General features: G+C 34.0%; 7 protein-coding genes. All 7 read left to right on the forward strand.

Annotated elements, in window-relative coordinates; all coding sequences use genetic code 11:
• Positions 1 to 59 precede the first annotated feature (59 nt).
• The 7 genes from IW20_RS23325 to IW20_RS25660 all read left to right on the forward strand — a co-directional run bounded on the left by IW20_RS23325 (position 60) and on the right by IW20_RS25660 (position 14,970).
• A complete protein-coding gene (locus IW20_RS23325; RefSeq protein ID WP_035628289.1) occupies positions 60 to 1,643 on the forward strand; it encodes an aldehyde dehydrogenase (NADP(+)) in 1,584 nt (527 codons plus the stop codon).
• A gap of 3 nt (positions 1,644 to 1,646) precedes the next feature.
• Positions 1,647 to 2,657 (forward strand): 4-hydroxyproline epimerase, encoded by a 1,011-nt coding sequence (locus IW20_RS23330; protein ID WP_035628292.1) that lies wholly within the window; start codon positions 1,647 to 1,649, stop codon positions 2,655 to 2,657.
• A 77-nt stretch (positions 2,658 to 2,734) separates the two neighbouring features.
• Positions 2,735 to 3,970 (forward strand): NAD(P)/FAD-dependent oxidoreductase, encoded by a 1,236-nt coding sequence (locus IW20_RS23335; RefSeq protein ID WP_035628294.1) that lies wholly within the window; start codon positions 2,735 to 2,737, stop codon positions 3,968 to 3,970.
• A 4-nt stretch (positions 3,971 to 3,974) separates the two neighbouring features.
• Positions 3,975 to 5,270 (forward strand): aminopeptidase P family protein, encoded by a 1,296-nt coding sequence (locus IW20_RS23340; protein ID WP_035628296.1) that lies wholly within the window; start codon positions 3,975 to 3,977, stop codon positions 5,268 to 5,270.
• A gap of 676 nt (positions 5,271 to 5,946) precedes the next feature.
• The gene (locus IW20_RS23345) at positions 5,947 to 9,141 is read left to right on the forward strand and encodes a SusC/RagA family TonB-linked outer membrane protein (protein WP_035628298.1); all 3,195 of its coding nucleotides are present in this window, start codon (positions 5,947 to 5,949) and stop codon (positions 9,139 to 9,141) included.
• Positions 9,142 to 9,152: 11 nt separating this feature from the next.
• Complete coding sequence (locus IW20_RS23350; RefSeq protein WP_035628300.1) at positions 9,153 to 10,610, forward strand: SusD/RagB family nutrient-binding outer membrane lipoprotein; 1,458 nt, start codon at positions 9,153 to 9,155, stop codon at positions 10,608 to 10,610.
• A gap of 397 nt (positions 10,611 to 11,007) precedes the next feature.
• Complete coding sequence (locus IW20_RS25660) at positions 11,008 to 14,970, forward strand: M43 family zinc metalloprotease (RefSeq protein ID WP_051886147.1); 3,963 nt, start codon at positions 11,008 to 11,010, stop codon at positions 14,968 to 14,970.
• The last annotated feature ends 139 nt before the right edge of the window (positions 14,971 to 15,109 follow it).

A 15,109-nucleotide genomic window follows, 5' to 3' on the forward strand; every position in this document is an offset into this window, starting at 1 on the left:
ATAAAACATAATATTTTTTTAGCAAGTCCGGATTTAATTATAATCTTAATACATAAAAAATGATTACAGGAAAAAATTATATAGGAAGCAAGCTTAAAGGTGATGGAACAAAAACCTATAAGACAATAAATCCACAGTTAAACATAGAAAATCCCTGGACGTTTACAGAAGCTACACCAGAGGAAATCGAAGAAGCGGTTGCATTGGCAAATGATGCATTTAAAACTTACAGAAATTACCCAGCTCAGAAAAAAGCTGATTTTCTGAATGCAATTGCTGAGGAAATCCTTGCTCTTGGCGATGAATTATTAGAAGTGTATTGTACTGAATCTGGTTTTCCAAGAGGCAGAGCCGAAGGAGAAAGAGGACGTACAATTTTTCAATTACGTTCCTTTGCAAATATGCTTACAGAAGGAAGTTGGGTTGAAGCAACAATAGATACTGCAATTCCTGATAGAGTGCCTTTGCCAAAAGATGATTTGCGCAAAATGCTAGTTCCATTAGGACCAGTTGTTGTTTTTGGATCAAGTAACTTTCCGTTTGCATTTTCTACGGCAGGAGGCGATACAGCTTCGGCATTGGCAGCAGGTTGTCCAGTAATTGTAAAAAGCCACTCTATGCATATAGGAACTGGCGAAATGGTTGCGTCGGCAGTTATAAAAGCGGCTCAAAAGCACCATATGCCAGAAGGTATTTTCTCTAACCTAATTGGTAGTGGTGTAACACTTGGAGCAACTTTGGTAAAACACCCACTTGTAAAAGCGGTAGGATTTACAGGAAGTATTAATGGCGGTAGAGCTTTATTTAATTTAGCATCGCAACGTCCTGAACCTATTCCTGTATTTGCCGAAATGGGAAGTATTAATCCTGTGGTTATTTTGCCGGAAGCTTTAGAGAAAAATAGCAAAAAATGGGCTACAGCCTATGCAGGTTCTATTACATTAGGAACAGGTCAGTTTTGTACCAATCCGGGATTACTTTTAGGTGTAAAAGGAGAAAAATTAAATCAATTTATGGAGCAATTATCCGAAGAAATTGAGAAAATTGCACCTTCTTGTATGTTACATCCATCTATTAAAGATGATTTTAATAATGGCAGAGAAAAAATAAAATCTCAAAATGGCGTAAGCACGATTGCAGAATACAAAGGCGAAATATCACCTAATTACGCACCACAAACTATACTTACCGTAAATGGTAAAACATTCCTAGAGAATGCTACATTAAGCCATGAAGTATTTGGTCCATTTTCTATTGTGGTACAATGCGAAAATAATGAGGAATTAGAAAGAATTATTAATAAATTAGACGGACAGTTAACAGGTACTATACTTGCTGAATCAAAAGAAATTGCTAATTATAATACTATTATTAATGCCTTACAAAGCAGAGTTGGACGAATAATATTTAATGGTGTACCAACAGGAGTCGAAGTTTGTGCTTCGATGATACATGGTGGTCCCTACCCTGCTTCGTCGGATTCTAGATTTACAGCCGTGGGAATTCATGCAGTTAAACGTTGGGTACGACCATTTAGTTATCAAAATTGGCCAGACGAATTACTGCCTAGTGAATTACAAAACAACAATCCTCTTAAAATTACAAGAACCGTAAATGATATAATAACCCAGAAATCTATTTAGTTTATGCCAAGAAAAACTTTTTTTTGTGTCGATGCACATACTTGCGGTAACCCAGTGAGAGTGGTTGCTGGAGGTGGTCCAAATTTGGTTGGAAACAATATGAGCGAGAAACGCCAACATTTCTTAAAAGAATATGATTGGATTCGCAAAGGACTAATGTTCGAACCAAGAGGTCATGATATGATGAGCGGTAGCATACTGTATCCGCCAAGTAATCCTGAGAATGATTTTGGTATTTTATTTATCGAAACATCTGGTTGTTTGCCTATGTGTGGCCACGGAACTATTGGTACAATAACTATTGCTATCGAAGAAGGCTTGGTTACACCTAAGATTCCAGGTAAGATAAAAATGGAAGCTCCTGCAGGTTTGGTTCAAATTGAATATCAGCAAACAGGTACAAAAGTAGATTGGGTACGACTAACCAATGTAAAATCATATCTCGCTGCCGAAGGTCTTACGATAGATTGTCCTGAGCTGGGCGAAATAGTTTTTGATGTTGCTTACGGAGGAAACTACTATGCAATTGTAGATCCGCAAACCAATTTTTCGGGAGTACAGGATTTTACAGCAGGTAAAATTGTGCAATACAGTCAGGAAGTTCGCAAGCGCATTAACGAAAAATATCCTAATCTTTTTATTCACCCAGAAAATAGTACCATTCGTGATGTAAGCCATATGCTCTGGACGGGAGATCCTATTGATCCGACATCTTCAGGAAGAAATGCTGTTTTTTACGGAGATAAAGCCATAGATCGTTCTCCGTGCGGAACAGGAACTTCGGCTAGACTTGCTCAACTTCATGGCAAAGGCAAATTAAAGAAAGGTGAAGATTTTATTCACGAAAGTTTTATTGGCAGCAAATTTATAGGAAGAGTCGAAGAAGAAACTACTATTGGAGATATTAAAGCAATTGTGCCAAGTATACAAGGATGGGCAAAAGTATATGGATATAACAATATAATCATTGATGAAGATGATGATCCTTACGCATTTGGTTTTCAGGTAATTTAACAAAAATAAAATCCAAAATAAATCATTGGTTTACAGAACATAATTCTTGCCGATGATTTTATAAATTTATAAGTATAATGAAAAAAGTAAGTATTATTGGCGGAGGAATAATCGGACTATGTTCAGCGTATTATTTAGCAAAAGAAGGGTACGAAGTTGCTGTTTTCGATAAATCGGATATGACAGATGGATGTTCCTATGGAAATGCAGGAATGATTGTTCCCTCGCATATTATTCCGTTGGCACAACCAGGAATGATTACACAAGGAATAAAGTGGATGTTTGATAGTCAAAGTCCGTTTTATGTAAAGCCTAGATTAAGCATGGATTTGGCAAACTGGGGAATACAGTTCTACAAACATGCTAATAAGCAACATGTAGAAAAAGCAATGCCGGCGCTTTGTAGTTTATCACTATTTAGTAAAGAATTATACCAAGATTTTATCAAAGAAAGCAATTCTTTCTTTTATGAAAAAAAGGGACTTTTAATGCTTTATAAAACAGAGAAAACTGCCGAAGAAATACATCATGAAGGAAAGTTAGCCGAATGTTTTGGTTTAGAAGTTGATTACCTTTCTAAAGAAGGTGTGACAAAATTAGAAACAGGTACTAGTACTGATGTAATTGGTGGTGTACATTACAAAAGTGATGCCCATATATATCCTCAAAAATTCATGCAATTTATAAAAGCTGAATTAAATAGACTGAATGTAAAAATCCATAACCGAACTACTGTAGAAGATTTTATAATAAAAAACAATACGGTAACCGAAATACTTACTGACATGGGGCCTTTTATGACCGATGAAGTTGTTTTGGCTTGCGGATCATGGAGTCCTAAAATTGCTAAAAAGCTAAATCGTTCAATCTCAATATTACCAGGAAAAGGATATAGTTTTACTCTAAAAGATGTAAACATAAAACCATCTATTCCTGCAATTTTGTGCGAAGGAAAAGTTGCTGTTACACCTATGAACAATGATATCCGTTTTGGAGGTACTATGGAGATTACACATACAAACGATATTAAAATAAACAAAAACAGAGTTCAGGGAATTGTTAATAGTATTAATGAATTTTATCCTGATTTAAAAATTGAAATGCCAAAAGAGGAAGAAACTTGGTACGGATTTAGACCTTGTACTCCATCTGGAATGCCAATAATTACTAGAGACAAAAGAATAAAAAACTTAACTTTGGCAACCGGACATGCCATGATGGGATTAAGTCTGGCGCCAGCAACTGGTAAAATTGTTTCAGAAATTATTTCTGGAAAAAATACCTCAGTCAATACACAAATGTTTCAATTATAAAATTATGAGATACGAATCGATTCCTTCTTCTTTATTTATCGAAAACAGAAACCGTTTTTCGACCAAAATGAACCCAAATAGCATTGCTGTTTTAGTTTCTAATGATGTTATGCCAAATAATGCTGATGATGTTATAGGGTTTGCACAAAATAATGATTTGTTTTACTTATCAGGAATTGATCAGGACGAAACTATTTTGGTTCTTTTTCCCGATGCTTATAAAGAAGAAAATCGAACTATTTTATTTGTAAAAGAAGTAAGTGAACATACTAAACTTTGGGATGGTGATTTCTTGACCAAAGAAGAAGTTACAGCAATTTCGGGTGTAAAAAATGTAAAGTGGGTTCATGAATTTGAAAAGACATTACAACTTTTTGCTTTTGAAGCTGATGCTTTTTATTTAGGGCATAATGAGCATATTAAAAGAGTAACATCTGAAATGACTACTCGCCAAGACCGAATGATACAATGGTGTAAAGAGAAATATCCGTTACATCAATACGATAGAGTTGCCAAAATAACTCGTGAGTTACGACCAATAAAATCTGAAGAAGAAGTTGCGCTTATAAAAAAGGCAGTAGGTATTAGCATTAAAGGCTTTAAAGGGCTTCTTAGCGCAGTTAAACCAAACATAAATGAGTATGAGCTAGAGGCAGAACTTATTTATGAAGTAATAAAAAATGGAGCTACACGTCATGCTTTTAAGCCGATTATCGCTGCTGGAAAAAATGCTTGTGCTTTACATTACAATTCTAATGATGCAAAATGCAATGATGGCGACATGATTCTGGTAGATTTTGGTGTTTGTTATGCCAATTATAATTCTGACACCACAAGATGTGTTCCTGCAAACGGTGTTTTTTCTCCTCGTCAGAGAGAAGTTTATTCATCTGTTTTACACTGTTTAAAAGAAGGTTCTAAATTATTAAAACCGGGTATTAAACATAGCGACTATGAGAAACAAATGGCTGCATTAATCGAAAAAGAATTAATAAAACTAGGTTTAATTACCAACGAAGATATCGCAAATCAGAATCCTGATTATCCTGCTTACAAAAAATATTTTATGCACGGAACAGCACATCATCTAGGGCTAGATGTTCATGATTTAGGATTATATTCTCGTACCTTAGAAAAAGGAATGGTGCTTACCTGCGAGCCAGGAATTTATATATTAGAAGAAGGAATCGGTTGCCGATTAGAAAATGATTACCTTCTTACAGCTGATGGAAACATCAATCTATCAGAAGCTTTACCAATAGAGATTGAAGATATAGAAACACTTATTAAAAATAAATAGTCTTATACCCTCCTTTAAGATTATTAGTTTAAACAGTTACAAGAGCAATTTTGTAGCTGTTTTTTTTTTATCCTGCAAGGTCTTTTTCAGGCCTTGTAAAGAGGATAAGGAACTTTAGTTTTGTACAAAACAATCCCAAACTTGTTTTAATTTAAGCCTATATTATACCCCACTATATTATAGCCCACGGTTTCAACCGTGGGATACAAATCACGATAATGCATTGCGTTCCAACGTTTAAAACCGTAGGCAATGTTTTTTTTTGAATTTATTCTAAATATTTCTTGTTTATAAATCAAGATAATACTTTACAAAAAATTAAATTTTACAAAACTTAACTTAAATTCAGCTTATTTTTTTGCCAAAAAAAGCACCAATTTTCACAAATTATTTTATATATTTTTTAAATTGTATTCAAAATAAACATCCTCAATATATGCAATTTACCCTCTGTTTATACCTCATCATTTTAGCAGATTTTATCGATAAATATTTCTACTAAAAAAGACTAAAATTCATTTAGGTAAATAAATACTTTCAAATCGGCAAAACACCCAATTTCCTATATAAATTATACTCAAAACAAGATAACATAATCTGATTTTATGATAATATATTGGCATAAAAAAAGCTATAAATGCAAAATATTTGCACTTATTAATAATAAAACCAGTATATGAAATTCAAATTAAATTTTAGAAAAATTGCAATACTCTTTTTTGTATTTGCAACACAACTAATTCTTGCGCAAGAAAGATTAGTTACAGGAATTGTTACCGATGATGCAGGAATACCCTTACCAGGTGTGAGTGTATTAGTTAAAGGATCTAAACTAGGAACGCAAACCGACTTTGATGGAGCATATTCTATCAATGCTGCTCCTAACCAGATTCTTTCTTTTAGTTATATCGGAATGAAGACTCAAGAATTACCTGCAACTACAAACAAAGTAAATCTTAAAATGTCTGGTGGTTCTACAGCTCTTAACGAAATTGTAGTAACTGCATTGGGTGTAAAAAGAGAGAAAAAATCTCTTGGTTATGCAACTCAGGAAGTAAAAGGCGAAGACTTAAACAAAATAAATAATGGTAACGTGGCAAACTCTATTTCAGGTAAAGTTGCTGGTGTTGACATTAGAAGAAACAACAACATTGGTGGATCTACAAATGTTATTATTCGTGGAACATCTTCTTTAACAAATGATAATCAAGCATTATGGGTTGTAGATGGAGTTCCTTTGGATAATGGTAACACCAATACTGATCAACAAAAAACTGGAGGAAATAAAGGAGGTTATGATTACGGAAATGCAGCCTCAGATATTAACCCGGATGATATCGAGTCTATAAACGTTTTAAAAGGATCTGCGGCATCTGCGCTTTATGGTTCAAGAGCTGCTAATGGAGTTATTCTAGTAACATTAAAAAAAGGAAGTAAATCTAAAGGAGGGTTAGGTATTTCTTTCAATTCAGGTGTAACTATTGGGTCTGTAGATAAAAAGACATTGCCGCAATACCAAAATCAATATGGTAGTGGTTATGGTGATTTTTATGGTACTATAGATTTAGGAAGTGGTACACATCCTTATGCAGCAACTGACGATGCTTCTTGGGGGCCTAAATTTGATCCTAGTTTATTGGTTTACAACTGGAACTCTTTTTACCCAGAATTACCTACTTACGGAATTGCAACTCCATGGGCTCCTGTAAAAAAGAATCCTAACGATTTTTACCAAAACAGTCTAACTTATACAAATAACATTGCCGTTTCTGCAGGTAATGATAGCGGAGATTTTAGATTTGGTTACACAAATTATAACCAAGTACAAGGTGTTTTGCCAAACAGTAACAACAGAAAAGATAACTTCAATTTCTCAGGAAGTTATAAACTTAGCAATAAAACCAAGATATCTGCTTCTGCAAATTACTTAAAATCATATGCTAAAGGAATGAATGAAACTGGATATGGTGATGGTGGAAACAATTACTTAAGCAGTGTAAGACAATGGTATAATATGAGTGCTGATTTCCAGGATTTAGAAGATGCTTATAATACAACAGGAAGAAATACAACTTGGAGTGTTGGTGGGCCAACCGACTTAGCTATTCAATTTCATGATAATCCATATTTTCAACGTTATAACAACTATAACTCGTTAAACAGAGATCGTTTCTTTGGTAATTTCGCTTTAAGTACAGATGTTACTAGTTGGTTAAATATTGTTGGAAAAGGATCTGTAGATTTTTATCAACAATTACAAGAAGAACGTATTGCAGTGGGGTCTAAAAGAGTTCCTAACACATTAGGTCAATATTCAAGATATGACAAAACATTCCGTGAGATCAATTTAGATTTAATCTTAAATTTTAAAACAAATATTACAGATAACATTAAATTTTACGGGTTAGTTGGAGCAAATTCAAGACGTTCTTCAAATGGTCATACTTATGCTGCAACTAATGGAGGTTTAATTGTACCTGGTAAATATATGTTGAGCAACACTGTAAATCCAATTAATTATCCAGATGAGTTCTTAGAAACTAAAGGGACTAATAGCGTGTATGCTAATGCAACTTTCAACTTTGACGAAACATACTTTATAGAAGGTTCTTACAGGGTAGATCAATCATCTACATTACCTAAAGATAACAATACATATACTTACCCTTCTCTTACAGGAACTTACATCTTTAGCAACCATCTTAAAACTGATTGGTTATCATTTGGTAAAGTACGTTTAAACTATGCTGAGACTGGAAATGATGCTGAATTTGCTGTAATCCAATCTACATACCCTAAGAATAGTAATTTTGGACCAGGCGGAATACGTTTTTCTACTGAAAACAATAAAGCTAACTCTAACCTAAAAAGTGAGCTTACCAAAGGTGTTGAAGCTGGTATCGAGCTTAAATTCTTAAAAAACAGAATAGGTTTAGATTTTTCTTACTACAAAACTAATACTACTAATCAGATTTTATCAATCGAGACACCTGTACAAACTGGTTATTCTAGATCTTGGATAAATGGAGGTGATGTACAAAATAAAGGTTTTGAACTTTCATTGAATGTTATTCCTTTTAAAACTGAAAACTTCTCTTGGGAAGCAAGAATTAACTGGGCATCTAATAGAAATGAAGTAATTAGTCTTGATGGTGCCGATAGAATGTCTATTGGATCATTTCAAGGTGTAGGATATATTGCTGAGGTTGGAAAACCAATCGGACAACTAATCGGAACTGGATTTAAATATTTAGATGGACAAAGAGTTGTAAAAGCTAACGGAAAATATGAGACTGTAGGTGGAGCAACAATTGGTGATGTAAATCCAGATTGGACTGGAGGTTTTAATAACGTGTTCACTTATAAAAATTTATCATTCAACTTCTTGATCGATGTTAAAAAAGGTGGTGATGTATACTCTTTAGATCAACAATATGGTAATACAACAGGTATTTACCAAAGTACTGTAGGAAATAACCATTTAGGAAATCCTGTAAGAAATGCTATTGCAGATGGTGGAGGAATTATTCTTGGTGGTGTAAAGGCAGATGGTTCGCCAAATAATACAGTTGTCTTGGCTGATTATGCTACTTACAACTCAATGCCACAGGAAGCATACGTTTATGATGCCTCTTATGTAAAATTACGTGAAGTTGGTTTCAGCTATAGATTCCCAACAAAATACTTAAAGAATACATTTATCAACAGTCTAGTTTTTGCTGTAAATGGTAGCAACCTATGGATCATAAGCAAAAATCTTCCTTATGCTGATCCAGAAGCTGGAATGTCATCTGGAAACTTACAAGGTTTTCAAACTGGTGTATTACCAACATCAAAAGAGTATAACTTTAATATGAAAGTTCAATTCTAAAAAATATAAAAATGAAAAAATTAAATATAATATTCTTTGCAAGTGCATTATTGCTTTCAGCAGTTTCTTGTGACGATATCGATAGCTTAAACGAAAATACTAAAGCGTATACTACTGTCTTACCGAGTAGCTTAATGACAAGTTCTCAAGTAAATTATTCTTATTTCTTGACAAATGCTTCAGTAAATGACAACAACTTTAGAGGATATGCTCAACACTGGACAACATCTACTTATACTGATGAGGTTAATTACAATCAGGTAAAAAGAAATTTAGGAAACTCACATAACATAGTTCTTTATAGAGATGTTTTGCAGGATTTTGTAGTAGCACAAAGAAAAACAAAAGATGAACAAGCTTTAGGACCGATAGAAGTTGCTGTTAAAAAGAATAAAATAGCAGTTCTTGAAATTCAAATTATAATGGCTTACCAAACATTAGTAGATTTATTCGGGAACATTGTTTACACAGAAGCCTTGAATATTGAAAGTTACCCAACTCCTAGGTATGATGATGCAAAAACTATTTATTTAGATTTAGCTGCAAGACTAGATATTGCAATTGCTGATCTGGATGATGCTTACGGTAGTTTTGGAAACGCTGATCTTATTTATAAAGGAAATGTTGGTAAATGGAAAAAATTAGCTAATAGCGTTAAACTAAAAATGGGAATGCATCTTGCTGATGTTGATCCTGCTAAAGCTAAGACTATGGTAGAAAGTGCATTTACTTCAGGTGTAATAATGGATAATGCTCAAAATGCTTTATTCCAATACTATTCAACTACAATAGATGAAAACCCTTTATATAATAGCTTGGTAAATGAAAGCCAAATTATGCCAACAGAATTTTTTGTAAACGAGTTAAATGGAAAATTAGATCCTAGAAGAGATATCTTTTTTAACCCAGCTTCAAAAATTGCAGGCGAATACAAAGGAGCACCTTATGCACAACAAGTTTCTTATAAAAACTTCAGTAATGTTGGTTTAAAAATAAAAGAAAGAACAAATCCTGGTGTAATTTTCGATCATACCGAAACAAGTTTCTTACTTGCTGATGCAGCATCAAGAGGTTTTAATGTAGGTGGTACAGCTGCTGATTATTATGAAGAAGGGATTCGTTCTAGTATGAAATACTGGGGAGTTTCTACTGCAGATGCTGATACTTATTTAGCAAGAACTGATGTTGCTTATGCGACAGCTTTTGGAACTGATAAACAAAAAATTGCATACCAACTTTGGATTGCTTACTACAACCGTGGGTTTGAAGCTTGGACAGAATACAGAAGGTTAGACTTCCCTATTCTAGTAGCTCCAACAACTGCTGTTAGTGAAGCTGAAGCAAAAGTTCCGGTAAGAAACATATATTCTCTTTTTGATTCTACATTAAACAGAGATAACTATAATGCAGCTGCAACAGCAATTGGCGGCGACAAAATGACTACTAAATTATTCTGGGATAAATTTTAATTTTGAGTTAGTAACATATTAAGAAATTCCATGAATTGAAACAGGCACTTTACAGTGCCTGTTTTTTTTTGTGCCTAATTTAATTATAAGGATTTATTATAAAGTAGCTGAATACAAACATTTCAACATATAGTCCAGAAGCTTGGAGCAATATCCTTAAGTTAATGACATTTACTGATTCATGCATCATCTTACAGGATTGCATACAATGATAACTATTATCAAAACCAATATTCGCAATATGAGAAATACTTACAATTTTATAAGAATAAAAATACATAATGTAATTTTAAAGTTAATTTATAGATAATTTTATATCATAAACGAGTAAAATAGTACTACTCCATAATTCAATATAAAAATATCTTTGGTTTCATACTAACAAATTCCTAAGATTATGAAAACAAAATTATTTTTATTTATGGCGTTCATTTTCGTTTTAAAGATGAGTGCGCAAGGATTACCTTGTCGGACTACCGAAGAAAATGAAAAAATCTACAAGCTGAATCCTCATGCTTTAAAAGAGAAAAGAGACTTTGACACTTTTAGCAAAAAATTCAGCACAGAGAGAAAATCTAAAACAGCCAAAAGTTTAGAAACCACTTATGTAATTCCAGTTGTGTTCCATATATATGGAGATGTGCAAAGTGGAAAAACAGTTACTTACCAAAAAATTGTAAATCATCTAAAAGAACTTAATGATGATTTTAATGGTCGTAATGCAGATTACGCTACAGTAGATCCATTTTTTCAGGCAAGAAGAGGAACTTTAAAAATTGAATTTAAACTTGCTAAAATTGACCCAAATGGCGGTTGCTCTTCTGGAGTTGTATTTCATCCTGTAAAAAATGGTTATGGTAATGGTGGCGGATACGATGATCAAATTGCAGCAGATGCATGGGACAATAAAAAGTATATGAATGTTTATATTCAGAACGATTTATATGCCGACGGAACGCTTAATAACTCAGGAGTTGCTTGGTACCCAAGTTCGGATATGACAGCTAATAATACAGCAAGAGTTGTGTTTAATGGAGCTTATTTATATGACAACTCTTATAGTAAAGAATTTTCGGCTACATTAACACATGAGTTTGGTCACTTCCTGAATTTAATACACACTTTCGAAGGAGGATGTACAGGTTCTGATGAGGTAGATGATACTCCTCTAGAAGATGGTAAACATACTTTGTCTTGTACACAAGGAACAAATTGTAATGGCGATAGAGTAAACAATGAAAATTACATGGGATACAACGGTGCTCAAGGTTGTTATAAAATGTATACTCAAGGACAAATAGACAGAATGCTTGCTGCTTTACAACATCCTGCCAGAAAAACACTTTGGCAAGAAAGTAACTTAATTGCTACAGGAGTAAATACTACAGGAGGATTATTGGCTTCAAGCACAAACTTCTTTAAAGAAGCAATTATTAACGATGGTTCATTTGATACAGGTACGGTAGTAACTCTTACAGGAACTGAGACATTTTCTCTAGCTTCTGGAACATTAACTTCTGGAACACATTTTACTCATACTTTTCCAGCAGGAATTACACCTGTTATTACTGTAAATTCTAATTCTCAATTAACTATTACACTTACAGGAAAAGCAACAAGCCATTTAAAAACTAATAATGCAAAAGGAACAATAACATTCCTACCAGCAGCTTTCTCAGGCGGAGCAACAACGCTTACTTGTACTGCTTTGTATTATGACTTTAAATTTGTTGATCCATACGGAATATACTTTGTAGATATGCCAGATGCTACAGCAAATGCAACTCTTACATGGAAAGCGTTTGATATAGAAAAAGGAGACGATCCATCGTTTGGAGCATGGAGATATGCAGCCAACGCACTAAAAATTGAAACTTATACAAAAAAACTAGTGTGCGAAACTGGAACCAGAAATATCTCATTACTTCCTGCAAATACACAAATAAGTGCTTCTAGTAATTTTAAAGCTCCGGGAGCATATCCTGATCAATTAGATTTACGCACATCAACTTACAAAGCTTGGGATGGAAAAACTGGATATGTAGGTTTTGATTATCTTATCGATGGTTTAACATGTTATGGTTGGTTTAAAGTAAATGTAGACGCTGACGGAAACGGATATACAATTTCTGAATATGCATATAATACACAACCTGGTTCGCCTATCACTACAGGAGTAACTGCAAAAGTTGGCGTAACCTTATCTCCAAGTACATTATATGAGTCTGATAATAATGATGGTGCAATTACAACAAATGCAGTAATTACATTATCTACAAATAATGGAACATTTACTAAAAGCTCAGGAGCATTAACTGTAGGGACAGATTATACTATTACAGGAATACCAGCTGGGTTAACTGCAACGCTTACTTTAGAAAACAATTCAAAAGCTGTACTTGCTTTAACAGGAAAAGCAACCTCTCACTTACCAAGTAATAATTCTTCGATAATAGTAACATTTAAAGATGCAGCTATTACTGGTGGAATTACAACACTAGATAATCCAACAAAAACAATAAAAGTAGAATTTGAAGCTCCTTTTGGAATCTATTATGTAGACAATCCCGACTATAGTGCTTCATCTGCATCAAACTGGAAATGGTTTAGCTTAGCTATAGGAGATAATACCGAATATGGTGCGTGGCAATTTGCGGCTAATGCATTAAAAATAGAAACTTATGGCAAAAGATTAGTTTGCGAGCCTGGAACAAGAAACATTACTAAAGTTCCTGCAGGTGGCACAATAGGCGCGTCAAGCAACTTTACAGCTCCGGGATCATATCCCAACCAATTAGATTTACGTACTGCAACATATAATGTTTGGGATAACCAAACAGGTTATGTAGGTTTTGAATACACAAACAGAGGAAGAATTTGTTACGGATGGATGAAAGTAAAAGTAGATGCAACCGGAAACGGATATACTGTTACTAATTTTGCTTACAATACAAAACCAAACGAGTCTATAACAACCCCAACTATTAATGCGCCTAGTAATCTGGTAGCAACAGCAAATGTAACTGCGCTTACCGTTGCATTAACATGGGTAGATAACTCTGATAACGAAACAGGATTTACATTAGAAAGAGCTGAAGGAGCTGGTGCTTATAGTGTTATTAAAACTTTTGCTCCAAATATAACTTCTTACACAGATACAGGATTAACAAAAGGAAGTGCTTATTCATACAAAATGAAAGCAAACATGAATGCAACAAGTTCCGATTACTCGAATGTTGCAACTGTAACGATCGAAGATGCAAATCCAAATCCTACATTGCCTAAGCCAATAATTAACGAAGGTGATACAGGAATTTATGCTAATGGGTTTTATGTTACATGGCCATTAATCAATGGTGCTACAAGCTATGACATCCAAGTGTATGATGAAACAAACGGATGGACAGACAAAGGAACATCTACTGTACATTATTTATACATTAATAAACAAGGAAGCCAAACAAATTATAGAGTAAGAATGAGAGCGGTAAATGCAACCGGAACAAGCGATTGGAGTCTTCCTAGAGACTTTACACTTCCTGGAGCATTACTTGCACCAACAAATCTTACTGCAACAGCAAATGCTACTACTCTAGAAGTTGAATTAGCATGGGATGATAACTCAGGTATCGAAACAGGATTCTCTATAGAAAGAGCTTTAGGTAACGGAGCATATAGCGTAATTGCTACTCTTGGTGCCGATGAAACTTCATATACAGATACAGGATTAATAGCAGGAAATAGTTACTCTTATAAAGTAAGAACAAACCAAGATGCTACATATTCTTCTTATTCTAATATAGCAACTGTAACCATCGATAATGCAAACCCAGCTTTACCAATTCCGGTGTTTTATGATCCGTCAAACGGAACGTATGCAGATGGTTTTTATGCAACATGGGCTTTAATAAATGGTGTAACAAGTTATGAGTTACAATTATACAATCAGGTAACAGGATGGGAAGCATTCGGAACATCAACAGCGCATTTTATCTATTTCCCTAAGCAAGGCGCAGAAAGAAATTACAGAATTAGAATTAGAGCCGTAAACGCAAATGGAGAAAGCGATTGGAGTGCGCCACTAGATGTTACACTTCCTCCTACACTTGGCGTTAATGAATTCGATAATGATAAGTCATTTACAATTTCTCCAAACCCAGCGTCGGATGTGATTAATTTCACATTCAAGAATATAGAATCTACAAATCTGGTAATTACAATTTATAACAATGCAGGAGCGTTAATAGATACCGTTCGTAACACAACAAGTTATCATGTTAACCATTTACCAACAGGTATATACTATGTAGTAATTACAGATGGAACGCTTAAACAAAGCAAAAAACTGGTAATTAAATAAACGATACTTAATTTTTTTAGAATAATACTCATAAAACTAAACCGCCTAAAGATATCTTTCGGCGGTTTTTCTTTTTTGAAATTTTTTAAAAATGTGATAGATAATTGCTCCAGCGGAGCATAATGTTTATAGTTTTTTT

The sequence above is a fragment of the Flavobacterium hydatis genome (assembly GCF_000737695.1).
GTDB lineage: Bacteria > Bacteroidota > Bacteroidia > Flavobacteriales > Flavobacteriaceae > Flavobacterium > Flavobacterium hydatis.